Raw genomic sequence first — 22,750 nt, forward strand, 5'->3', positions numbered from 1 at the left:
ACGGCCTCCTCAGGCACTCGCTCGGCCCCCGGGCTCACCCGCCCCTCGGCTCAAGCATCCCCGCCGTCGCCCTCCCGCGCGACCAGATCGGCGCCCACCAGCGCCTGCTCCGTCCAGATGACCTTGCCACTGGGGGTGTAGCGGGTCCCCCAGCGTTCGGCCAACTGGGCGACGAGGAAGAGGCCGCGTCCTCCCTCGTCCGTCGTCGCGGCCTGCCGCAGGTGCGGTGAGGTGCTGCTGCGGTCGGAGACCTCGCAGATCAGGGCGGTGTCACGGATCAGCCGTACGCGGATGGGCCCCGCGGCGTACCGGATGGAGTTGGTGACCAGCTCGCTGAGGATCAGCTCGGCGGTGAACGCCTCCTCGGCCAGGCCCCATTCGTTCAGCTTGCGGACCGCCGCGGCCCGTACCTGGCCCACGGCCGAGGGGTCGGGCGGCACGTCCCAGTCGGCGACGTGCGCGGTGTCCAGCACCCGGGTCCGGGCGACGAGGAGCGCGATGTCGTCGCTGGGGCGCTCCGGCAGCATCGCCCCGAGCACGGCCTCACAGGTCTCGTCCGGGGTCCGGCCCGGCCCGCCGGACAGCGTATGACTCAGCAGCGCCATGCCCTCGTCGAGGTCGCGGTCCCGGTCCTCGACGAGTCCGTCGGTGAAGAGCACCAGACGGGTGTCCTCGGGCAGTTGCCGCTGCCAGATCTCGAAGGGCAGGCCGCCCAGGCCGAGGGGCGGGCCGCCGGGCACCTCGGCGACCTCCGCGGTGCCGTCGGGCAGCAGGAACATGGGCTGGACGTGCCCGGCGCGCGCCATGGTGCAGTTGCCCGACGCCGGGTCGTAGATCGCGTAGAGGCAGGTGGCCCCGGTGACCGAGCCCCCGGACTCCTCGGCTCCCTCGTCCTGGTCGATGCGGGTGACGAGTTCGTCGAGGTGCCAGAGGATCTCGTCGGGCGGCAGGTCCAGGTTGGCGAAGTTGTGGACGGCGGTGCGCAGCCGGCCCATGGTGGCGGCGGCGTGCAGTCCGTGCCCCACGACGTCGCCGACCACGAGCGCCACCCGGGCGCCGGGCAGCGGGATGATGTCGAACCAGTCGCCGCCGACGCCGCCGAGCCCGCCGAGCCCGGCCTGTGCGGGCAGGTAGCGGTAGGCGGCCGCCACGGCGTTCTGCTCCGGCAGGCCGCGCGGCAGCAGGCTGCGCTGCAGGGTGATGGCCATGGTGTGCTCGCGGGTGTAGCGGCGGGCGTTGTCGATGCTCACGGCGGCGCGGGCCACCAGCTCCTCGGCGAGGGAGAGTTCCTCCTCCTCGAACGGCTCCGGCTTGTCGGAGCGCCAGAAGATCGCCACGCCCAGGATGACGCCGCGGGCGCGCAGCGGCACCGCGATCCGCGAGTGGATGCCATGCGCGACGATCTTCCTGGCCCGGGCGGGAGACTGCAGATGCCAGCCGGAGAACGCCGCCAGATCCGCTTCCAGGGCCGCCTTGCCGCTGGCGATGCTCGCGCCGAGGGCGGTGGCCGGCTCGAAGCGGATCAGCTTGCCGACCGGATAGAGGCCACTGTCCGGCGGGGCGCCGCTGGTGGCCGTCCGCCGCATCTCGATGACGCCCCCGGTGGGCGGCGTCGGCTCCTCGCCCGTCAGCACGTCCTCCGCCACGTCGACGGTGACGATGTCGGCGAAGCGGGTGGCACCGAACTCCGCGAGCTCCTCGCAGGTGCGGACGACGTCGAGGGTGGTGCCGATCTCCGTACCGGCGTCGTAGAGCAGCTTCAGGCGGCCACGGGCCACGTCGGCGCGGCCGGTGAGGGCCCGCAGCTCGGTGGTGTCGCGCAGCGTGGTCACGCTGCCGGGCGGTCCGCCGGCCTGGTCGGTGGAGCGCTGGTTGATGGCCAGCAGCCGTTCGCCGACCGGGTGGACCTCGTCGGTGACGACCCGGCCGGAGGCGAGCAGGCGGGCGGTGGTGGGGTCCAGGCCGAGGTCGCCGACCGGGCGGCCCTCGACGTCCGGCGGCAGGTCGAGCAGCCGGCGCGCCTCGTCGTTGGCCAGCAGCAGACAGCCGTCACCGCCCACGATGACCACGCCCTCGCGCACGGCGTGCAGCACCGCGTCGTGATGCTCGTACATCCTGGTCATCTCGGCGGGGCCCAGGCCGTGGGTCTGGCGCCGCAGGCGCCGGCTCACCAGCGCCGTACCGCTGGTGGTCAGGATCAGGACGCCGGCGGCGACGCCGAACAGCAGCGGGAACTGGTCGTCGACGACACCGCTCACCCGGTTCACGGTGATGCCGGCCGAGACCAGGCCGATGACCTTCCCCTTGTCCTTGCCGCTGTGGCCGAAGACCGGGACCACGGCCTGGACGAGGGGTCCGATGGTGCCGGTGATCCGCTCGGTGACCACATGGCCGGCCAGCGCCGGCTGCAGGGTGCCGACGAACTTCTTGCCGATGCGGTTGGCGATCGGGTGGGTGTAGCGGATGCCCTGGGTGTTCATCACGACGATGAAATCGACCTCGGAGCGCTTGCGGGCGGCCTCGGTCCGCGGCTGCAGCACCCGTGTCGGGTCGGCGCTCTTGAGGGCCTCGTCGATGCCCGGCGCATTCGCGAAGGCCTCTGCCACCGCAACGGATCTGTTGCGCGCCTCGCGGTCCCCGTCGGCCCTGGACTGCAGCACGAGCGCCGCGATGGCGGCGGCGACGAGCAACACCACGATCGCCACCTGCAGGAGAAAGACCTGACCTGCGACAGTTCGCATCCTGAGAACCGAACGCGGGCGGCCGTAGCGTCCGGCCATGTCCTCTTTCTACACCTCCCGCATACGGTGGGCGAACCGCACGATGCGGAGCGCAGCAGCCGTCAGGGCCCGCGCTGCGCCGGGCGGCCGCACGGGCTGTTCGAGGATCGTCCCGTGATCCGGGGCCGGGCGCCAGAGGGCGGGAAGACCCCTGGGTAGGTTTTACTGCCGCACATATGCGAACCTCTCCACGAAGAGGACATACGCGACACCCCTGCCGCGTCGCACCGCGGGGAACAAATCGCCCAGAGCGTGCATGCTTCATGTAACTCTTCCCACAGGCCCGGCCGCTTGTCCGACGGGCGTCTGCCGGTCGGGTGAGCCGGGGGCCGCCGCAACATGCCTGGTCAGCCCGCCTCGCCGGCCAAACCCCGCCGGCCCGTGCGAGCCCCTTGGACCCCCGCGTGGCCGGCCGGCCCGGCGAGACGGTATGAGACGTTCGTGGGCATGCATGTTCCCGACGAGATCCGAGCCGAGGCGGCCGCGCTCATCGACCACCACGCGCTCGGACTGTGGAAGCCGAACGACGCCGACCGGCGGACCGCCGTGGCGTTGTACCGCTTCCTCGAAACCGGTCAGCCGCTCACGGGCGAGCAGATCCGGTCCGCCCTGGCGCACGCGGAAACGGCGGCCGACGTGCACGAGCGGCTGCTGCGGCTGCTGCGGGCCACCGCCGCACTGCTCGACGACGCGACGGTGGCCGACGGCCCCGCCGGACGGGACGCCGTCGACCACGTATGCCTCCTGCTGGACGCGGTCGCGCTCTCCCGGCTCACCGGGCAGTAAAAGGAGAAGGCCCGCCCGGTGTACAGGCCCGGGCGGGCATACGAGGGCCTTCGCGGGCCCTATCCGGGCAGCGGGGCCGCGGACGGCGCCTCGGCCACAGCCTGCTCGTCCTCGGGAACCGAGATCACCCAGTGCGTCTCCTGGCGCGGGCGGAGGTAGAGCGCCCAGTACAGCGCGGCGACGGCCACGATGGCGCCGGTGATGACCAGGCTCGTCGCGCTCTGCTGGTAGAGCACCCACGCCAGCACCAGGATCAGCAGCGCCGGGATCGCGGGCCACAGCGGCATCCGCCAGGCGAGCCGGTGCTTGTGGTCGCCACGGCGCGAGACCAGGGCACCCAGGGCGACGAAGACGTACATCGCGGCGACCGCCACGCCGGTGACCTCGCTCAGGGTGTCCAGGTTGACGAAGCACAGGGCCGCCCCGGGGACGCCCACCGCGAGAGTGGCCGCCCAGGGGGAGCCGAAGCGCCGGCCGACGTGCGAGAAGACGCGGTTGACGGCCGTCGGCCAGGCCGCGTCACGCGCCGAGGAGAACACCACCCGGGAGTTCTGGATCACCATCACGATCGCCGCGTTGATGATCGCCAGGGCGATGCAGAGGCTGACGAACGTGCCGACGCCCGAGTTGCTCCAGCCCTGCACCATGCCCGCGACGTCACCGGCGCCGAGCGTCTTGAGGTCGGGGGCGCCCAGGGTGATGGCGACGACCGGGATCAGGACGACGGCCGCGCCGATGCCGAGGGTCCACAGCACGGTGCGCGAGACGTTGCGGCGGGGGTTGTCCATCTCCTCCGCCAGGTACACCGCCGTGGAGAAGCCCTGCAGGATGAAGAGCGCGGTGGCCAGCCCGGTGACGATGAGACCCGCGGTGACCGCGGTGCTGTGCCCGTGTCCGGCGTCGATCACGGGGTGCACCAGCACGGACGCGGACCGCTGGGTGTGGGTGAAGCCGAGGAAGGCGACGACCGCGCAGGCGACGACCTCCAGGACCAGGAAGATGCCGGTGATCCAGGCGTTGGCCCGCAGGTCCAGCAGGCCCATGGCGGTGGCCAGCAGCATCACGGCGGCCGCGGTCCACTGCGGATCCAGGTGCACGATCGGGGCCAGATAGTCCGCGGTGCCCAGGGCGATGATGGGCGGCACGATCATCACGACGATCAGCGAGAGCACGAAAACCAGCCATCCGGCGAGCCGGCCCATGAGCGTGCCGACCATGGCGTACTCGCCGCCCGAGCTCGGTATCAGCGTGCCCAGTTCGGAGTAGGTGAAAGCCACCCCGATACAGAGCAGTGCCGCGACGGCGATGGTCAGCGCGGTGCCCGTGCCCAGGCTGGCGAACGAGTCCGGCACGATCACGAAGAGCGAGGACGCCGGGGTCAGACAGGACAGCGTGAGCAGGGTGCCGCCGACGACTCCGATGGACCGGGTCAGCCGGGGGCCGCCGGTGTCCTCGGCCGTCGCACTGCGGGTGTCCCGCTCAGGAGCTGCGGAGGCAACAGGCGTGTAGGGCATATCGGTATCCGTATCCCATCGGTGCTGGCGGCAGGAAGGGGCGGCGCCTTGACGAAAGAACGCCGCAAAGCGCTCCGAACCCGGACAACCTCAGGTCCCGCTTTGGTGACCGAATAAAACCCCTGCCGACGACTCCCGTCAAGGTCTTGTTAAGGCTCGTGGACAACGAAATCCGTAGCCTTCGCCCGGCATGGGAACGCTTATCCACGACGCGTTCACAGAAGACAAGCGGATTCCGCGGCGGGAAGGGTGGCGTGAGCACTCCCCGGGGCACCGCCGAATCCGTTGCCGTCCCGGCGAAACCCGTGGCCCGTGCGGTCAGCCCTCGTGGGCGCGCACCCGGGCGATGAGCAGCGCGACATCGTCGTGGTCGTGCTCGTCGCGCAGGGCGCGCAGGAGACGGTCGCAGAGCTGCTCCAGATCCTGTTCGGGCTCCGTCAGCAGCTCCAGGAGGCTGTCCAGCCGGGTGTCTATGGCCTGGTCCCGGGTCTCGATCAGCCCGTCGGTGTAGAGCACCAGCAGGTCGCCGTCGCGCAGCGGAACGGTGGTCTGCTCGAAGGGGACGCCGCCGACGCCGAGCGGGGCGCCGGTGGGCAGGTCGAGCAGCTCGGGCGGCCGGTCCGGCCGCACCACGATGGGCGGCAGATGCCCGGCGACGGCGATCCGGCACAGCGCGCGGTGCGGGTCGTACACGGCGTACAGGCAGGTGGCGAAGGCCGGGTCGAGGCCGCCGGCGATGTGGTCGAGGTGGCGGAGCACCTCGGCCGGGTCGAGGTCGAGGTCGGCCAGCGCGCGGGTGGTGGTGCGCAACTGGCCCATGGTGGCGGCGGCGTTGATGCCGCTGCCCATGACGTCGCCGACCACCAGCGCGGTCTTGTCGCCGGTCACCGGAATGGCGTCGAACCAGTCGCCGCCGACCTCGCTGGCCGCCTGGGCGGGCTGGTAGCGGTAGGCGATCTCCATGGCCGTGGGCTGCGGCGGCCGGTGGTTCATCAGGTGGCGCTGGAGGGTGAGCGCGGTGCGGCGTTCGCTCTGGTACGAGCGGGCGTTGTCGATGCAGACCGCGGCCCGGGCGGCCAGTTCGACCGCGAGCACCGCGTCGTCCTCGTCGAACGGCTCCGGGTTGCGGACGCGGTAGAGCGACAGCGCGCCGAGGACCTCGCCGCGGGCGATCAGCGGTACGGCGAGATAGGAGTGGGTGCCGGCCTTTCCCAGGAGGGCGGCGCCCTGCGGGTCGGCGGCGATGTGCTCCAGGTCGTCCGGGCCGACGTGGGGTATGCGCACCGGGCGGGCCTCGGTCACACAGCGGGTGATCAGCCGGTCGGCCTCGTAGGAGGCGATCTGGCCGGTGGGGTCGGCGGCGCGCACGGCCTCGGTGGAGTAGGCCGCGGCCACCGCGAGCGCGCGGAAGCGGGCCGGGCCGCCGCGGGAGAGCGAGGTCGGGCGCCTGCCGTCGAGGACGGCGTCGAGGACGTCGACCGCGGCCAGGTCCGCCAGCTCGGGAACGATGACGTCGGCCAGTTCATGGGCGGTCTGGTCGACGTCGAGGGTGGTACCGACGGTGGCGGAGGCGTCGGCGATGACGGCCAGCCGCCTGCGGGCGCGGGCGGCCTCGGTGGCGGCGCGGTGCTGCTCGGTGACGTCCACGACCGACGTGGCCAGCCCCAGCACCCGGCCGTGGGCGTCCTCCAGCCGGTAGTACGACACCGACCAGGCCCGGTCGGCGTGCGGGTCGGAGGCGGTCCGGCCGACGGTGAACTGGTCCAGCAGCGGGGTGCCGGTGTCGAGTACCCGGCGCATGCTGGCGACGATGGAGTCGGTGTCCAGGAAGGACAGGGCATCTTGGACGGCCCGGCCGATGTGCCGGTCGGCGGGCAGCTCGTTGATGCGTTCCAGCGCCGGATTGACCATGACGAAGCGCAGCGCGGTGTCCAGGACGGCCAGGCCGATCGGCGCCTGGGCCACCAGCCGCACGGACAGCGCCAGGTCCCGCTCGACCCGCCGCAGCACGGCCTGGTCGGTGGCGATGCCCAGGGCGTAGGACTCGCCGCGCTCGTCCAGCAGCCGCATGTTGCGGAATTCGACGAGCCGGGTGCTGCCGTCCTTGTGCTGGACCGGGAAGACCCCCGCCCAGCTCTCACCGCCCGCCATGACCTCGGAGAAGAGGCTCAGCACCAGGTCGAAGTCGTCCGGTCCGACCAGCAGCTGCGCCGCGGGCCGGCCGAGCGCCTCCTGCGCGCTCCAGCCGAAGAGCTGCTCGGCCTGCGGGCTCCACAGGGTGATCCGTCCGTCCGCGTCCAGCATCACGGCGGCCACGCCCAGCACGTCCATCAGGCCGCCCGGCTGCCCCGGTGTGGCCCCGACCTGGGCGGCGCCCTCGGGGAACGCGTCGGTCGCACCCATCCAGGCACTCCTTCCGCCGGTCACCGCGGACCGACAGCCGTGGCGCTCTCCGTACATCGGCCGATTCTCGCTGTGCTTCCGTTGGTCTCCATCATCTCTCGACACGGGACGGACCTGCAGGGAGAGCGAGATCCGCAGGGCTTCGGCGCCCCGTGCGCGAGCGAGCATTATCCGTCGCTGTTCCCAGGTGGGCGACCGTGTTGACGATATTCGGGGCGATGATTCCGGACGTACTTCTCAGACGGGATGCGGAGCGCCGGGCCCGGCAGCGCAGAGCCCCCGCTCCCCCGGGCGCCCGCGGGGGCCCGCCGCGCGGCACCACCGGACTTGGAGATGTCGATCTCCAAGGACTACCCTGAGATCATTGGTTGCCTCCAGCAACTAACTATATTCATGTACACCACACCCGTCGGGCCGACCGCGCCCGCCGGCGTCGGGAGGAAGCCTCACATCATGCCCACCGCCGCCCGGACATTCCGCACCTATGCAGAGGAGAACCTCGATGTCCTCAGCGCCGATCCGGCGCGCGAAGCCCTGGTCCACCAAGGCCGCCGCGTCACCGCGGGCGAGTTCCGCACCCTGGTCCACCGCATGGCACGCGCACTGTGCGCCCGCGGCGTCGGCCGCGGCACGACCGTCACGCTGCTGAGCGGCAACCTCCCGGAGATCATCGCCGCCCGCTACGCGGCCAACCTGCTCGGCGCCCGGGTCAACTACCTCTACAACAAGCTGTCCGCCGAGTCCCAGGCCGCCATCGTCCGCGACGTCGAGACCCAGGCCCTGATCGTCGACCCGCGCTACGCGGAACGGGCCGCCGAGGTCACCGAGCTGGCGCCGGTGCCGGAGGTCCTCGTCCTCGGCCCCGCCAAGGTGGGCACGGACCTGCTGGAACTGGCGGCCGGTCAGTCCGACGAGCCGTTCGCGAGCCGGGCCCGGCCCGATGACGTCTGCACCATCCGCCACACCGGCGGCACCACCGGCCACCCGAAGGGCATCTGCACCACCTTCGAGCAGGCACGCTGGTTCCACGGCGTGCTCCAGCAGCCGGAGTCCGAGCGCCGCCAGCTGGTCTGCACCACACTGGCGCACGCCGCGGGCCTGATCGCCGACAGCACGCTGCACGCCGGCGGCACCGTCGTCCTGCTCGACGACTTCGACCCGGGCGCCGCCCTGGCCGCCATCGAGCGCGAGCGCATCACGGACCTGTTCCTGCTGCCGCCGCTGCTCTACCAGCTGATGGACCATCCGGACGCCCGGCACACCGACACCTCCAGCCTCCGGATGCTGACCTACGGCGGCTGCCAGGCCTCCCCCGCCCGGATAGCCGACGCGGTCCGGACGTTCGGGCCGGTACTGATGCAGGGCTACGGCCAGAACGAGGCCGGCGGCATCAGCATGCTCACCCAGGAGGACCACGACCCGGAGCGCCCCGAGCGGCTGCGCTCGGCGGGGAAGGTGCTGTCCGACGTCGAGGTGGCGGTCCGTGACGAGTCGGGGCGCGACCTGCCGGCCGGCGAGCACGGCGAGATCTGCGTCCGCTCCGACATGATCATGCAGGGGTACTGGAAGCAGCCCGAGCTGACCGCCGAGGTCCTGCGGGACGGCTGGCTGCACACCGGGGACATCGGATTCCTCGACGACGAGGGGTACCTGACGATCGTCGACCGGATCAAGGACATGATCGTCGTGGTCGGCGGCCACGTGTACACCACGGAACTGGAGGACCTGCTGAACTCGCACCCGCAGGTACTGCAGAGCGCCGTGTTCGGCGTCCGGGACGCCGACCGCATGGAGCGGGTGCACGCCACGGTGGTCCGGGCGCCCGGCAGCGATGTCGACGCACGGCAGCTGTGCGAGATGGTCCGCGCCGAGCGCGGGGCGATGTACGAACCGGCGCACGTCACCTTCGTCGAGACGCTGCCGCTGACCGACGCCGGAAAGCCCGACAAGAAGGAGCTGCGCCGGCGGGCCGAGCAGGAGGCCGGCGCCCAGGGCTGACAGCGACGAGCCGCCGCAGCCGGGGGCTGCGGCGGCCTGTCGGTACAACTGCCGGTCAGAGGATGCCCAGCAGGCCGAAGGGGAAGCCCCCGAAGCCGTAGCCGTAGTTGCCGTAGCCGCAGCTGCCGTAGCCGCCGAAGCCGCCATAGCCGCCATAGCCACCCAGACCGCCGAAGCCGCCCAGACCGCCGAAGCCGCCGAGGCCGCCGAGGCCGCCGAAGCCGAAACGGTCGAAGCCGCCGTGGTGGTGGCAGTGGTGCCTGTGGTGGTGACGACCGTGGTGGTGACGACCCTGGTGGTCGCCCTTGGACGATGAGGCCGGCGCCTGCGGGGTGGCCGAAGCCATGCCGGCGAGCGGGACGACAGTAGCGGCGGCAAGGGCCGCGGCGGCCACGGAGCGGCCTATGTACTTGCGCATTGCGTTTCTCCTGTTTGGCAGGAAATCTGACATTCGATGAGTACCGCGCCGCGACAAAAACCCCGCAGGCACGACGCAGAGCCACTCCAACGGCCCCAAGAATTGCTCCACTCGCGGCAATGAATCGGCAAAGCGGCCTGGTGAACGGCCTGACCGCGATCGGGTGACCAGGAGGGGCGCGGCGTCGGCCGGAACCGCTCGACGGCACCACATCCAGCCCGCGGGCGCGTCGGCGGGCGTCGCCGCCCGGATGCCATCCTGGGGCCATGGCGATCACACGGGGCGGGGACGGCGCCGGGAACGCCGGCGGCGAGGGGATCGGCCGGCTCAAGCATCGCACCGGGGCGGAGAGTTCGCGCACGGCCGCGGGGGCCATGGTGGGCCGCGTCCTGGGCAGGGTGCCGGCCCCCGGGCTGGTGTGCGGCGGCATCGTCGGCCTCCAGGGCGGGGCCGCGCTCTCCGTCCACCTCTATCCGGCCGTCGGGCCCGCCGGGGTGGTGATGCTGCGGCTGGTGATCGCCGCGGTGCTCCTGGGCGCGCTGTGGCGGCCGCGGTGGCGCCGCCCGTCGCCCGGCACCCCCGGCATCGTGCTCACCGCGGGCACGCTGCTGGCCGTGCACCATCTCGCGTACTACGAGGCCGTGGGCCGGATCCCGTTGGGCGCGGCCACCACGATCGAGTTCGTCGGCCCGTTCGCCATCGCACTGGCCACCTCGCGCAGGCCGGCGGACCTGGTGTGGTCGCTGCTGGCCGCGGCCGGTGTGCTGCTGCTGGGCGAGGGCGGCATCCCGCTCGACCTCCTGGGCATCGGGCTCGCCGCGCTCGCCGCCGCCTGCTGGGCCGGGTACATCCTGGTCTCGGCCCGGCTCGCCCGGCGGACCGGCGGCGGTGGCGGCCTCGCCCTCGCCGTCGCCTGGGGCGCGCTCCTCAGTCTTCCGTACGGCATCACGCGCGGCGGCGGCGAGCTGCTCGAACCGCGGGTGCTGCTGCTCGCGGCGGCCGTGGCGGTGCTCGCCGGCGTCCTGCCGTACTCCTGCAACCTGGAGGCGCTGCGCCGCGTCCCGCCGCGCGTCTTCGGGATCCTGACCAGCCTCGAACCGGCGGTCGGCGCCGTCGCCGGACTGCTGCTGCTCGGCCAGCGCCTCGCCCCCGTGCAGTACCTGGGCATCTCCGCCGTGGCCGCGGCGTCCATCGGGGCGAGCCTCCTGGCGGGCGACGGCGACGACGGGCGGGGCGGAGCCGAGCCGGCGGAGGGAGCGCAGGCCGCCCCGGCGTACCGGAACGCCAGGCCCGGCCGGGAACCGCGTAGCCGCCGGCGGCCGACGAGCGGGCGACGGATCCCCGGGCCCGCGGCCCCGCGCCGCTACGCCTTGCGGGCCCGGCTCGGCTGGACCCGGGACGGCTCACCCGGCATCTTCGGGTGGTCGGGCGGGTAGGGCAGGTCGCCCAGCCCCTCGTCCGCCGCCTGACGGTCCGCGAGTTCCAGGACGGATTCCAGGCCGAAGGCGTGGTCCGCCATGTCCGCGTGCACATCGCCGAGTTCGGCGAAGCGCGGGGGCACCGTCCGCAGGTCGAAGTCCTCGGGCGCGGCGTCGGACAGCTCGTCCCAGCGCAGCGGGGTGGAGACGGTCGCCCGGGGGCGGGCGCGCAGCGAGTAGGCGGAGGCGATGGTCCGGTCGCGGGCCATCTGGTTGTAGTCGACGAAGACCTTGGTGCCGCGCTCCTCCTTCCACCACGCGGAGGTCACCAGGTCCGGCATCCGGCGCTCCAGCGCCCGGGCGAGGGTGATCGCGGCCCGTCTGACCTCGGTGAAGGTCCAGCGGGGCCGGATCGGGACGTAGACGTGCACCCCGCGGCCGCCGGACGTCTTGGGCCAGCCGCGCAGCCCGTGGTCCGCCAGCAGCTCGCGCAGGTCGTGGGCCACCCGGACGGCGTCCGCGAAGTCGGTGCCGGGCTGCGGGTCGAGGTCGATCCGCAGCTCGTCGGGGTGCTCGGTGTCAGCGCGCCGGACGGGCCACGGATGGAACGTCAGACACCCGAGATTGGCCGCCCAGAGGACGGCGGCGGGCTCGGTGGGGCACATCTCGTCGGCGAACCGGCCGCTGGGGAAGGCGATACGGGCGGTGGGCAGCCAGTCCGGCATCCCCTTGGGCGCCCGCTTCTGGTAGAAGAACTCGCCCTCGACGCCGTCGGGGAAGCGCTGCATGGTGGTGGGCCGGTCGCGCAGGCCCCGCAGCACCCCGTCGGCGACGGCGAGGTAGTACTGCGCCACGTCCAGCTTGGTGAATCCGCGCTCCGGGTAATACGTCTTGTCGGGGTGCGACAGGCGCACGGTGCGCCCCGCGACGTCCAGTTCGACAGCTCCGGCTCCGGCCATGACTCCACGCTAGATTCCGTGCGCCGCCGCCGCGCGCCGGGCGGGGCCGCGGCCGGGTCCCGCGGATCGGGTGTCCCGGCGCGCGGGATGCGGCGCGGGCCCTCAGGATCGGGACCATGGACCTGCCCGTCATGCCCCCGGTCTCCCCCATGCTGGCGAAGGCGGTGGCCGACATCCCCGCCGGCATGCTCTACGAGGCCAAGTGGGACGGCTTCCGCGTCATCGTCTTCCGGGACGGCGAGGACGTCGAGATCGCCAGCCGTACGACGAAGTCCCTCACCCGCTACTTCCCCGAAGTGGTCGAGGCCGCACGGGCCGAGCTGCCGCCGCGCTGCGTCGTCGACGGCGAGATCGTCATCGCCCATGACGGCCGGCTGCACTTCGAGGAGCTGCTGGAGCGCATTCACCCGGCGGACTCCCGGGTCCGCACCCTCGCCGCGCGGACGCCCGCCTCGCTGGTCGCCTTCGACCTGCTGGCGCTCGGCGCGGACGCGCTGCTGCACGAGCCGCAGTCGGCGCGCCGGGAGGCCCTGGTCGAGGCGCTGGGCCCGGCCGGGGCGCCGGTGTACACGGCGCCCGCGACGCGGGATCAGGAGCTGGCGCGCCGCTGGTTCACCCAGTTCGAGGGCGCGGGGCTGGACGGGGTGATCGCCAAGCCGCTCGATCTGCCGTACCGGCCCGGCGACCGCGCCATGTTCAAGGTCAAGCATGCCCGCACCGCCGACTGTGTGGTCGCCGGCTACCGGCTGCACAAGAGCGGGCCGGTGGTCGGCTCCCTGCTGCTGGGCCTGTACGACGACGCCGGTGAGCTGCAGCACGTCGGGGTGTGCGCGTCGTTCCCGATGGCCAGGCGGCGGGCGCTGGTCGAGGAGCTGGCGCCGCTGCTGATGGACGACGTCGCGGGGCATCCGTGGGGCGCGTGGACCGACGAGGCGGCGCATGCCGCCCGGCGGATGCCCGGCGGGCCCAGCCGCTGGAGCGGCGGCAAGGACCTGTCGTGGGTGCCGCTGCGCCCGGAGCGGGTGTGCGAGGTCGCCTACGACCACATGGAGGGCAGCAGGTTCCGGCACACCGCCCAGTTCCGCCACTGGCGCCCCGACCGTACGCCGGAGAGCTGCACCTACGCCCAGCTGGAGGAGCCGGTGGGCTACGACCTGGGGCAGTTGCTTCCGGGCTGAGCGGGCGGGGCGGCTCACCGTCGGCCGGCCGTGCCGGGTCAGGTGGGGTCGCCGTCCGGCGGCCAGCGGCGCCGGCTCTCCCCCGGGGCCAGCCGGTCCACCACCTCGGCCAGTTCGCTGCAGGCATGCTCGACCTTGCGGCGGATGGTGTTCTGCTCGGTGACGATCGCCGACAGCAGCAGCGCGGTGAGGGCCGCGGACGCGTTCAGGGCCTGCAGATTGACCATCGCCTCCAGCAGGCTCTGGCCCTGGAACGGTCCGGTCCTGGCCGTCGCCGCCCGGATGACCAGGACGGACACCAGCAGGACGCAGGGCGCGGCGCCCGCCAGCTGGAAGCGCAGCGCCGCCCAGACGATCACCGGGAAGACGAGGAAGAGCAGCGACAGCTCGCTGCGGATCGCGATGACCGTGACGGCGACCGTGACGACCAGCAGGGCCGCCGCCTCCGCCCACCGGTAGCCGGGGACGCCGCGGGGCCACCGGAACGAGCGGCAGACGAGGAGGAGCGGGGTGATGACGAGGATGCCCATCGCGTCGCCCGCCCACCAGGCGACCCAGGTCCGCCAGAAGCCGCCGCCCGGCAGGGCGCCTTTGAGGAGGAGCATGCCGGTGCCCAGCGTCGCGCTGACCAGTATCCCGGCGAAGGCACCGAGGGCGACCAGCGCCACCCCGTCGCGCAGCCGGTCGAGTGCGGTGCGGAACCCGACCCGGCGGAGCATCAGGAAGGCGCACACCGGGGCCAGGGTGTTGCCGGCCATGATCCCGAGGACCGTGGGGTCGAGCGGGTTGACGGTGGCGACGACCGCGAGGGTGCCGAGGGCGATGCCCGGCCAGGTCCACAGACCCACGAGGAGCAGGCAGCTCAGGGAGATACCCGTCGGCGGCCACAGCGGCGTGACCACGGCACCGGAGATGACCACCTGTTCCAGGAGGCCGATCCGGGCGGACCCGTAGTAGACGCCGGCGAGGCCGAGGATCGTCAGAGCTGCCGGCCCGAGACGGCGGAGTACCTCGGTGCGCACCACCCGGTCATCAGACAACGCCGGGGGCCGGGCGCCGGCTGCGACACGCACGCCCCGGGCCGCGCTTCACCCGGCTTCGGGCGGGACCGCGTCGAAGCGCAGCGCGAGCACCGCCGAGTCGTCGGTGTGCCCGGTGAACTCGGCCACGCTGATCGCCGCGTCGGCCACGGTGGCCGGGTCCCGGTCGGCGTTGGCGCTGACCAGGCGGGTCACCTGTGTCAGGCCCGCCTCGATCGGGAACGACGGTCCCTCCACCACCCCGTCGGTGAGCAGCACGAACGCGCCCGCGGTAGCGAACCGGTGGTGGGAGACCGGGTAGCTCTCGCCCGGCATGATGCCCAGCGGCAGGCCGCCGGGGTCGTCGGCGAGGCCGGAGCGGCCGTCGGTGGTGGCCCAGATGCCGGGTACGTGCCCGGCCCGGGCGCTGGACAGCTCCCAGGCGGCCTGGTCGAAGCGGACGAAGGTGCAGGTCGCGAAGAGGCCGCAGTCGACCGAGACCAGCAGGTCGTTGGCCCGGCTCAGCACCTCGCCCGGGTCGGCGGCATGGCCGGCGACGGCGCGCAGCCCGAAGCGGATCTGCCCCATGAAGGCGGCCGCCTCGACGTCGTGGCCCTGCACATCGCCGATGCAGAAGGCGAGCGACCCGTCGGGCAGGCGGAAGCCGTCGTACCAGTCGCCGCCGATGTCGAGTCCGTGCCGGGCGGGGGCGTAGGTGGCGGCGGCGCGCAGACCCGGTACCCCCGGCAGCGCGGCGGGCAGCATCTCGCGCTGCAGCGCCTCGGCCAGCTCCACCCGCGCCCGCTGCTTCTCGGCGCCCTCCCGTGCCTGGGCGGTCAGCCGTCCGAGCGTGCTCAGCAGGTCGTCGGCGCTCGCCGACCGCGCGGGACGACGCCGCAGCATGGGCCGCTCCCAGGTGCATCGGTGGACCCGCCAGGGAGCGCGCTCCGTACGGCAGTCCGCGGTGGCCGCCTGACCTGGCCTCATGGGGCTCGCGGGGAGCCCGCCTCTCGCGATTCATCTTATTTCCGCGGGGGGACTTCCGCTTGACGGCCGGGACCGCGCCCTCCGCGGGTGTTCCCGCGCGATCCCGTGCCCCGGTCCGCCGCCGCTTCCCGCCGCGGCGTCCCGGGCCCGGCGCTCAGACCTCGGCGGGGCGGGACACCACCAGGTGCCGGACACCGGAGCGGACGGCCCAGATGAAGACCGCCAGCGCCATGGCGGCCACGGTGATCGAGTCGTACGGTGCGGGCAGCAGTCCGGAACCCTCGAACGTGCCCACCCCGGAGAGCGCGGTCAGGGCCACGAGGTAGCACACCAGCCAGGCGCCGGTGCGCAGTTCGGCGCCGAGCGGGCGGCGCGGGCCCGCGCCGTCGCTCTCCACGCGGACGCCGGGCCGGCGCATGGCCAGGAAGATCAGCAGGCCGCCGAGCACCAGGGGCAGTGCGAGGCGCAGGTCCTGCCAGCCCGACCAGTAGACGAACTCGCTGGCCACCACGAAGCTGAGCGGCGCGATCCAGCGCAGCCCGGGGACCCAGCCGGCGGTGTGGCCGCCCGGCTCGGCGCGGAACACCGCGACCGCGACCGCGGAGGCGGCATAGATCAGCAAGTACATGTCGCCCATGACGCTCACGATGTCCTGCCAGCCGCCGAACGGCAGCAGGAAGACCACGATGACCGCGAGGTTGATCGCCAGCGCCCGGCGCGGGATGCCGAACCGCTCGTTGACCTTCATGAAGTACCGCGGGATGGTGCCGTTCTTGGCGAGCGCGTAGGTGTGCCGCGCGTCGATCGCCACGCCGACGTACGCGGAACCGCCGGGCGAGATCACCGCGTCCGCGTAGAGCAGGCCGGCGAGCCAGTGCAGGTTGAGGATCAGCGCGAGCTGGCCGAACGGCGAGTCGAAGGAGACCCCCTGCCAGCCGTGGCCGAGCAGGTTCTCGGGCACGGTGAAGAGGAACGCCACCTGCAGCGCCAGGTACATCAGGACGGCGAGGCCGATGCCGGTGAGGACGGCGGCGGGGATGGTCCGGCGGGGGTTGCGGGTCTCGCCGGAGAAGTCCAGCGGCGCCTGGAAGCCGTTGACGGAGTAGACGATGCCGCCGCCGGCCAGCGCGGTCAGGCAGGCGACATAGCCGTACGGCGCGAAGCCGCCGTGGTCCGTCAGGCGGCCGGAGTGCCAGCCGGAGGCGATCAGCGCGATCACGGTGATCACCGGGACGAGGATCTTGAACACCGAGATCAGGTTGTTGAGCCGGGCGAACATCCGGACCGCGAACCAGTTCAGCGCCGTCAGCACCACGCTGAGCCCGGTGGCCAGCGCCAGCCCCGAGAGGGTGAGGGTGTGGCCGTTGTAGATGCCCGGCAGGTAGTGCGCGGCGTACTGCATGATCGCGCTGATCTCGGCGGCGGTCCCGCCCACCGACAGCAGCGTCGACCAGCCGATGAGGGTGCCGACGAGGCGTCCGCTGGCGAACAGCGGCCAGCGGACGGTGCCGCCGCCCTCCGGCCGGGACGCGCCGAGTTCGATCATGACCAGGGCGACCAGGCCGCACAGCAGACCGGCGCCGACCCAGGACAGCAGCGCCGCGGGGCCGGCGGTCTGTGCCGCGTAGAGGGCGGCGAACAGCCAGCCGGAGCCGACGATATTGGAGAAGCCGATACCCGTCAGACCCCAGAAGCCCAGGTCACGGCGCAATCGACGCTCCTGTGCCAGCACTTCCGGCGCGCCGGCCCCGTCGCCCCCGCCTGATACCTGACGCTCCGTCACGAAAACGCTCCTTGATTCACTCTTTCCGGCTCGCCGGACCCTACTCGACGAGCGCCCAAGAGGAATCTTGCGCTCCACCAGCGGACACTTCCTGCACACAGCGCAGGGGACGGCCACGCAGAGCGACGACGGGGCGCCGGAGGGTGCGCCCCGTCCGTGCCGGACGACGGGCCGCCCGGCGGCGGGGCAGGCGGTCCGTGTCGACACCGAAGGCGGCCAGGCGTCCGTCCTCTTCCGCCCGGGGCTCCGGTCCGGCCGACGGCGCACATCGTCCGATTCCGCTCCGCCCGCCGGGATCTCCGGCGCATGCTCGGGCGTTGACGGGTAGGAGGGGACGGGGGAAGCCGCATCGGCACAGGGGGATGCCGGCTCCGCCGTACGGGACGAGGAGACGAGGAGCAGCCGGATGAGCACACTGCCGTGGCGCGAGGACGAGAGCTGGCGGCGCCGGTACCCGCAGTCGGGGCCCGACTGGACCAGTGGCATGCCGCAGGGGCCGACGGACCCGCTGACGCCGATGGGGCGGATCGACCAGTACGGCCGGATGGGGAGCGCGCTGCGCGGTGGCCACATGGCGCCCTGGCAGCGGAAGATGATCATCGGCTTCGTCGTCGGCGCACTCGTGGTCGCCGTGACGGCGGTCCTGCTGGTGCTTCTGGGCTGACGGTCCCCCGGGGTGGCCGGGGTATGCGCAGCCTCCGGGGAGATGGCGGCGGCCGGGCGCTCAGCCGCCGCGGAGACCGCGACAGACGGCGGGAAGGCCGGCCGGAGGCGCAACGGGGCCGGCGGGTCAGCCGCAGCTCCAGCAGCCCGACCAGCAGGCGGTGTGCCGGGCGTGGCGCCGCCGGGCGGTGGACGGCGGCTGGTCGCCGTTGTCGGCGAGGGCGCGCAGCCCGGCGAGCCGGGCACAGAGCACCACGCTGATCGCGGCGATCTCCTCGGGCTCGGCATGGCCCTTCTCGATCCGCAGCCAGGCGGCCGGCGGCGCATCGAGCGACATGCTCGCGTCGGCGGGCGCGGCCTCGTCGGGGGCCGCGCACTCGCCGGCCACCGTGTCCCCGGTGGGCGGGACGTCCGCGGTCGCCGGGCTCTCGTCGGGGGCCCCGCTCCCGTCGGCCGCCGTGCCCTCCTCGGCGCATGTCTCCGTACCGACGGGTGCGGCCTCGGCGAGGACGGTGCCCTCTTCGGTGGCGGTGCACCCGCCGAGGGCCGTGCTCTCCTCGGTGGGGGTGCCGTCGACGGCGGGTCTGGCCTCGCCGATGACGGTGCTCGCGTCGGTGGATGTGCTCATGTGGGGTCCGTCGGATCGGGGGTGGTGCGCGGTGTGCGACCGACGGACGCGGCGTTGCGCTGTGCCGTGTCCGGGCAGGTCACAGGGCCGACGCTAGAAGCGCTCCGGGGCCCTGTCGCGCGGGGAGGGCCCCGGCTGCGCCATTCGGACGACCGTCCCGCGGCCAAGGCGTGATATCCGCCGCCGGGACCGTGTTGCTCCCCGCCGTCGCGTCGTGGAAGACGAGCATCGCGCTCAGGTTGGGCAAGGCACGCGGCTTCCGGACGACGCAGTCAGGATGGGCGGGACGATGAGATGTGATCAGGCCGGCGACGAACGTGCCCCTGCGCGGGACGAGGGGCGCCGGGGCTTTCTCAGGTGTGCGGCGGGGCTCGCCGGAGTGGCGGCCGCGACGGGCCTCGGCGGTCAGGCGGCCGCCGCTCCGGCCGGCCGGCCCGCGGCCGACAGCGGGAAGTCGCTGCCCGACAGGGTGCCGTTCCACGGCCGCCACCAGGCCGGCATCCTGACCCCCCAGCAGCTCTTCGCCGGGTTCGTCGGCTTCGACGTACTGGCCGAGAACCGCGAGGGCCTGACGGACCTGTTCCAGCGGCTCACCACGCGCTGCCGGGTGCTGGCGGCCGGGGTGAAGCCGCAGGACGAGCAGGTCGCCGCGGAACGGCCCACCCCCGACTCGCTCACCATCACGCTCGGCGTCGGCGCCTCGCTGTTCGACGACCGGTTCGGGCTCTCCGGCCACAAGCCCCGCCACCTCAAGGCGATGCCGGCGTTCCCCGACGACCGGCTGGAGCCCGCGCGCTGCCACGGTGACCTGTCGCTGCAGATCTGCGCCCAGCACCCGGACGCCATCGTCCATGTGCTGCGCGACCTGACACGGTCGACGGAGGGCCTGCTGCGGCCCCGCTGGCGCGCGGACGCCTTCTTGAACCCGTCGCGGCCCTCGGGCTCGCCGCGCACCTTCATCGGCTTCAAGGACGGCATCGTCAACCCGGACCTCGCCTCGTCCAGGGAGATGGACCGGCTGATGTGGGTGACCCCGCCCTGCGGGGAGCCGGAGTGGGCGCTGGACGGCAGCTATCAGGTGCTGCGTCTGATCCGCTTCCACATCGAGGAGTGGGACAAGGTGCCGGTGGCCCGGCAGGAGAAGATCTTCGGGCGGCGCAAGGCGAGCGGCGCACCGCTGGACGGCGAGCACGAGACGGACGCGCCGCGGTACCACGACGACCCGCGCGGCAGGAAGATCCCGCTCGACTCGCACATCCGGCTGGCCAACCCGCGCACCGAGAGGACCGACAAGTCCCGCTTCCTGCGCCGGAGTTACAACTACGACCAGGGCTTCGACCACTCCGGACGGATGGACCTGGGGCTGGTCTTCTGCGGCTACCAGCAGAACCCGGAGCGGCAGTTCGCGACCGTGCAGCGCCGGCTGCGGCACGAGCCGCTGTCCGAGTTCATCACGCCGATCGGCGGGGGCTACTTCTTCATCCTGCCGGGGGTGCGCGACGCCGACGACTGGTTCGGGTCCCGGCTGCTGAAGAAGGTCTGAGCGGGACGGACCCACGCACCGAGGGCGGCACCGGTTCGGTGCCGCCCTCGGTCGTACGCGGAAGGACCGTTCAGCAGATCCGGGGCAGTTGCTCGCCCAGCGGCAGGTCGACCACCCGGGTGCCGCCCAGCGGGGTGCCGGCCACCACCATCCCGGGGTGGGTGGCGACCGCCTCTCCGATGATCGCGGCGCCGGCGCCCAGCGGGTGCGCGCGCATGGCCTCCAGCACGGCGTCCGCGTGGTCGCGGGGGACGAAGGCCACCAGCTTGCCCTCGTTGGCGACGTACATCGGGTCCAGGCCGAGGATCGCGCAGGCGTTGGCGACGGCCGGCGGGACCGGGATGGCGCGCTCCTGGATGACGATGCCGGTGCAGGAGGCGGTGGCGATCTCGCACAGCGCGGCGGCCAGACCGCCGCGGGTGGGGTCGCGCAGCACATGCAGATCGGGGGTGACGGCGAGCATGGCCTCGACGAGGCCGCCGAGGGCCGCGCAGTCGCTCTCGATCTCGACGCCGAACTCCAGGCCCTCGCGGACGCTCATGATGGCCACGCCGTGCAGGCCGATGTCACCGCTGACGATCACCACGTCGCCGGGGACGACGCGCTGCGGGCGCAGATCGACGCCCGCCGGGATCAGGCCGATACCGGCGGTGTTGAGGTAGACGCCGTCGCCGTGGCCCGCCTCGACGACCTTGGTGTCGCCGGTCGCCACCTCGACCCCCGCGGCCCGCGCGGCCGCGCCCATCGCGTCGGCGACCCCGGCCACCACCGGCATCTCCACGCCCTCCTCCAGGATGAAGCCGCAGGAGAGGTAGGCGGCCTTGGCTCCGCTCATGGCCAGGTCGTTGACGGTGCCGTTGACGGCGAGGTCGCCGATGCAGCCGCCGGGGAAGAACAGCGGCCGCACGACGTAGGAGTCGGTGGAGAACGCGAGGCGCACACCGCCGAGGGACACCGCGGCGGAGTCGCCGAGCTGGGCGAGGATCTCGCCGCCGAACGCGGGGGCGAAGATCTGCTGGACGAGTTCCGCGGACAGGGCGCCGCCCCCGCCGTGCCCCATGACGACGCGGGGCTGGTCGCGGAGCGGGGCGGGGCAGGTCCAGCCGGAGATGTCGACGGTGGGCAGGCCGCGGTCGGCCGGGGTGGGACCGCCGCGGGAGGAACCGCCGGGGGCCGGGTGGAGGGTGTCAGACAACGGGGCTCGCCTCCTGGGGGGTGGGCGTGGTGCCGAGTCGGCGGTAGAGGTAGTAGGCGGCGCAGGCGCCCTCGCTGGAGACCATGGTGGCGCCGAGCGGGGAGCGCGGGGTGCAGAGGGTGCCGAACGCCTCGCACTCGTGCGGCTTGATGAACCCTTGGAGGACTTCACCGCTGCGGCAGGCGGCGGGCTCCCGGGTGGTGATGCCCTCGACGGAGAAGCGGTGCTCGGCGTCGTACTCGCGGTAGCGCTCCGAGAGCCGCCAGCCGCTGGCGGGGATGGTGCCGATGCCGCGCCAGGAGCGGTCGGTGACCTCGAAGACATCGGCGAGCATGGCCCGGGCCGCCGGATTGCCCTCGCCGCGCACGGCGCGGGGGTAGGCGTTGTCCATGGTGTGCTCGCCGCGCTCCAGTTGGCGGACGGTGCGGCGGATGCCCTCCAGGATGTCCAGCGGCTCGAAGCCGGTGACGACGATCGGCACCCGGAAGCGGGCGGCCAGTTCGGGGTACTCCCCCGTCCCCATCACGCTGCAGACGTGACCGGCGGCGAGGAACGCCTGGACCCGGCAGTCGGGTGAGGCCATGATGGCCTCGATCGCGGGCGGCACCCGCACGTGCGAGACCAGCAGGCTGAAGTTGGGGATGCCGAGCTTGCGTGCCTGATGAACCGTCATGGCGTTGGGCGGTGCGGTGGTTTCGAAGCCGATGCCGAAGAACACCACCTCGCGGTGCGGGTTCTGCTGGGCGATCTTCAGGGCGTCGAGCGGGGAGTAGACGACCCGTACGTCACCGCCCCGGCTGCGCACCTGGAACAGGTCCCGGTCGGTGCCGGGGACGCGGAGCATGTCGCCGAAGGAGCAGAAGATCACGTCGGGGCGGGCGGCGATCTCCAGCGCCTTGTCGATGACCTCCAGCGGGGTCACACAGACCGGACATCCCGGCCCGTGGATCAACTCGACCTGTTCGGGCAGGAGTTGGTCGATCCCGTGCCGGATGATGGTGTGGGTCTGCCCGCCGCAGACCTCCATGAGGGCCCAGGGCCGGGTCACCGTGGACCGGATGTCGTCGAGCAGCCGCCGGGCGAGTTCGGGGTTCTGGAATTCGTCGAGGTACTTCACCGGCCCGCCTCCCGCGCTCCGTCGCCGGCCGCGACCGCGGGTCCGGCGCCCGGCTCCTCCCAGCGGGGCGGCTCGGCCGCCGCCTCCCAGGGGTCGCCGAACTCCTCCTGCAGCAGGCCCAGTTCCTCGAACAGGGCCAGGGTCTTGCGGGCGGACTCCTCGTCCAGCCGCTGCAGCGCGAAGCCGACGTGGACGATGGCGTACTCGCCGACCCGCAGGTCGGGGACGTACTCCAGGCACACCTCCTTGACCACGCCGCCGAAGTCGACGGTGGCCATGCGGGTGCCGTCCCGTTCCTCGATGTCCAATACCTTGCCGGGTACCGCCAGGCACATGGGCCCTCTCCTCGTCGTGGGTACGT

Annotated in this window: 18 protein-coding genes; 6 read left to right on the forward strand and 12 right to left on the reverse strand. The window is 72.9% G+C overall.

The window, feature by feature from the left end:
• Positions 1-50 precede the first annotated feature (50 nt).
• A complete protein-coding gene (locus K7396_RS01900; protein WP_086716994.1) occupies positions 51-2,780 on the reverse strand; it encodes a SpoIIE family protein phosphatase in 2,730 nt (909 codons plus the stop codon).
• Positions 2,781-3,227: 447 nt separating this feature from the next.
• Here K7396_RS01900 and K7396_RS01905 point away from each other — a divergent pair, with 447 nt between their 5' ends.
• Positions 3,228-3,566, forward strand: a complete 339-nt coding sequence (locus tag K7396_RS01905; protein WP_086717019.1) for a hypothetical protein — start codon at positions 3,228-3,230, stop codon at positions 3,564-3,566.
• Between the two features lie 59 nt (positions 3,567-3,625).
• On the opposite strand, the gene K7396_RS01910 is transcribed toward K7396_RS01905, so the two are convergent.
• Positions 3,626-5,080: an APC family permease gene (locus K7396_RS01910; protein ID WP_107421159.1), complete on the reverse strand. Its 1,455-nt coding sequence runs from the start codon at positions 5,078-5,080 to the stop codon at positions 3,626-3,628.
• Positions 5,081-5,398: 318 nt separating this feature from the next.
• Positions 5,399-7,483: a SpoIIE family protein phosphatase gene (locus tag K7396_RS01915; protein WP_086716993.1), complete on the reverse strand. Its 2,085-nt coding sequence runs from the start codon at positions 7,481-7,483 to the stop codon at positions 5,399-5,401.
• A gap of 453 nt (positions 7,484-7,936) precedes the next feature.
• Here K7396_RS01915 and K7396_RS01920 point away from each other — a divergent pair, with 453 nt between their 5' ends.
• Positions 7,937-9,481, forward strand: a complete 1,545-nt coding sequence (locus tag K7396_RS01920; protein WP_086716992.1) for an AMP-binding protein — start codon at positions 7,937-7,939, stop codon at positions 9,479-9,481.
• Between the two features lie 55 nt (positions 9,482-9,536).
• On the opposite strand, the gene K7396_RS01925 is transcribed toward K7396_RS01920, so the two are convergent.
• Positions 9,537-9,899: a hypothetical protein gene (locus K7396_RS01925; RefSeq protein WP_176605155.1), complete on the reverse strand. Its 363-nt coding sequence runs from the start codon at positions 9,897-9,899 to the stop codon at positions 9,537-9,539.
• Positions 9,900-10,165: 266 nt separating this feature from the next.
• Here K7396_RS01925 and K7396_RS01930 point away from each other — a divergent pair, with 266 nt between their 5' ends.
• On the forward strand, positions 10,166-11,335 hold the full coding sequence (locus K7396_RS01930; protein ID WP_308686886.1) for an EamA family transporter: 1,170 nt from the start codon (positions 10,166-10,168) through the stop codon (positions 11,333-11,335).
• Here the strand turns inward: K7396_RS01930 and ligD are convergent.
• Positions 11,263-12,276 carry a non-homologous end-joining DNA ligase gene (ligD, locus tag K7396_RS01935; RefSeq protein ID WP_086716991.1) on the reverse strand — a complete coding sequence of 338 codons (1,014 nt, stop codon included), beginning with the start codon at positions 12,274-12,276 and terminating at the stop codon, positions 11,263-11,265. The genes K7396_RS01930 and ligD overlap by 73 nt on opposite strands.
• A 116-nt stretch (positions 12,277-12,392) precedes the next feature.
• Here ligD and K7396_RS01940 point away from each other — a divergent pair, with 116 nt between their 5' ends.
• Complete coding sequence (locus K7396_RS01940) at positions 12,393-13,454, forward strand: ATP-dependent DNA ligase (protein WP_086716990.1); 1,062 nt, start codon at positions 12,393-12,395, stop codon at positions 13,452-13,454.
• A gap of 38 nt (positions 13,455-13,492) precedes the next feature.
• Here the strand turns inward: K7396_RS01940 and K7396_RS01945 are convergent, their stop codons facing one another.
• From K7396_RS01945 to K7396_RS01955, 3 genes are all read right to left on the reverse strand, one after another.
• The gene (locus tag K7396_RS01945; RefSeq protein ID WP_086716989.1) at positions 13,493-14,479 is read right to left on the reverse strand and encodes an MASE1 domain-containing protein; all 987 of its coding nucleotides are present in this window, start codon (positions 14,477-14,479) and stop codon (positions 13,493-13,495) included.
• Between the two features lie 63 nt (positions 14,480-14,542).
• The gene (locus K7396_RS01950; protein ID WP_086716988.1) at positions 14,543-15,376 is read right to left on the reverse strand and encodes a PP2C family protein-serine/threonine phosphatase; all 834 of its coding nucleotides are present in this window, start codon (positions 15,374-15,376) and stop codon (positions 14,543-14,545) included.
• Between the two features lie 238 nt (positions 15,377-15,614).
• On the reverse strand, positions 15,615-17,171 hold the full coding sequence (locus K7396_RS01955) for an APC family permease (RefSeq protein ID WP_223659565.1): 1,557 nt from the start codon (positions 17,169-17,171) through the stop codon (positions 15,615-15,617).
• A 478-nt stretch (positions 17,172-17,649) separates the two neighbouring features.
• Here K7396_RS01955 and K7396_RS01960 point away from each other — a divergent pair, with 478 nt between their 5' ends.
• Entirely contained in the window at positions 17,650-17,907 is a 258-nt protein-coding gene (locus tag K7396_RS01960) for a hypothetical protein (protein ID WP_086716987.1), read from the forward strand.
• Between the two features lie 126 nt (positions 17,908-18,033).
• Here the strand turns inward: K7396_RS01960 and K7396_RS01965 are convergent, their stop codons facing one another.
• Complete coding sequence (locus tag K7396_RS01965; protein WP_086716986.1) at positions 18,034-18,534, reverse strand: acyl-CoA carboxylase subunit epsilon; 501 nt, start codon at positions 18,532-18,534, stop codon at positions 18,034-18,036.
• Positions 18,535-18,823: 289 nt separating this feature from the next.
• On the opposite strand from K7396_RS01965, the gene efeB reads away from it, so the two are divergent.
• On the forward strand, positions 18,824-20,077 hold the full coding sequence (gene efeB, locus K7396_RS01970; protein ID WP_086716985.1) for an iron uptake transporter deferrochelatase/peroxidase subunit: 1,254 nt from the start codon (positions 18,824-18,826) through the stop codon (positions 20,075-20,077).
• A gap of 70 nt (positions 20,078-20,147) precedes the next feature.
• Here efeB and hypE read toward each other — a convergent pair whose 3' ends face one another.
• From hypE to K7396_RS01985, 3 genes are read right to left on the reverse strand one after another with little or no spacing between them, the layout of a single operon-like run.
• Positions 20,148-21,272, reverse strand: a complete 1,125-nt coding sequence (gene hypE, locus K7396_RS01975; protein WP_373866867.1) for a hydrogenase expression/formation protein HypE — start codon at positions 21,270-21,272, stop codon at positions 20,148-20,150.
• The gene (hypD, locus tag K7396_RS01980) at positions 21,265-22,389 is read right to left on the reverse strand and encodes a hydrogenase formation protein HypD (RefSeq protein ID WP_086721817.1); all 1,125 of its coding nucleotides are present in this window, start codon (positions 22,387-22,389) and stop codon (positions 21,265-21,267) included. Before hypD ends, hypE begins: the two co-directional genes overlap by 8 nt.
• Complete coding sequence (locus K7396_RS01985; RefSeq protein WP_086721818.1) at positions 22,386-22,724, reverse strand: HypC/HybG/HupF family hydrogenase formation chaperone; 339 nt, start codon at positions 22,722-22,724, stop codon at positions 22,386-22,388. Before K7396_RS01985 ends, hypD begins: the two co-directional genes overlap by 4 nt.
• Positions 22,725-22,750 lie beyond the last annotated feature (26 nt).

Source organism: Streptomyces angustmyceticus (genome assembly GCF_019933235.1).
GTDB classification, from domain to species: Bacteria; Actinomycetota; Actinomycetes; order Streptomycetales; family Streptomycetaceae; genus Streptomyces; species Streptomyces angustmyceticus.